This is a genomic window from Photobacterium sp. GB-56, assembly GCF_003026105.1.
Taxonomy (GTDB): domain Bacteria; phylum Pseudomonadota; class Gammaproteobacteria; order Enterobacterales; family Vibrionaceae; genus Photobacterium.
The window spans coordinates 1-749 of the sequence record NZ_PYNW01000055.1 but is presented as its reverse complement, the minus strand read 5'-3'; the positions used below and the strand labels follow the sequence as shown (position 1 = coordinate 749).

Below are 749 nucleotides of genomic sequence, written 5' to 3'. Positions count from 1 at the left end.
CACGTTGACCACGGTAAAACAACTCTAACTGCTGCTATCTGTACTACACTTTCAAAAGTGTACGGTGGTGCTGCTCGTGACTTCGCATCAATCGATAACGCTCCAGAAGAGCGTGAGCGCGGTATCACAATCTCTACTTCTCACGTAGAGTACGATACTCCAACTCGTCACTACGCACACGTTGACTGTCCTGGACACGCCGATTACGTTAAAAACATGATCACTGGTGCTGCTCAAATGGACGGCGGTATCCTAGTTGTTGCTGCAACTGACGGCCCAATGCCACAAACACGTGAGCACATCCTACTTGGTCGCCAGGTTGGTATCCCTTACATCATCGTATTCATGAACAAGTGTGACATGGTTGATGATGAAGAACTACTTGAGCTAGTTGAGATGGAAGTTCGTGAACTTCTTTCTGAGTACGACTTCCCAGGTGATGATTGCCCAGTAATCATGGGTTCTGCTCTAGGCGCTCTAAACGGCGAGAAAGAGTGGGAAGACAAGATTGTTGAACTAGCAGAAGCTCTAGATAACTACATCCCAGAGCCAGAGCGTGCAATCGATCGTCCATTCATTCTTCCAATCGAAGATGTATTCTCAATCCAAGGCCGTGGTACTGTTGTAACTGGTCGTGTTGAGCAAGGTATCATCAAAGTTGGTGACGAAGTTGCTATCGTTGGTATCGTAGACACTATTACAACTACTTGTACTGGTGTTGAGATGTTCCGTAAGCTTCTTGACGAAGG

The 749-nt window shown here is 46.7% G+C and carries 1 protein-coding gene; it reads left to right on the top strand.

From position 1 onward, the window contains the following. Window positions 1-749: elongation factor Tu (locus C9J42_RS21315; RefSeq protein WP_146144080.1), on the top strand; the 749-nt coding region annotated here is incomplete at both ends.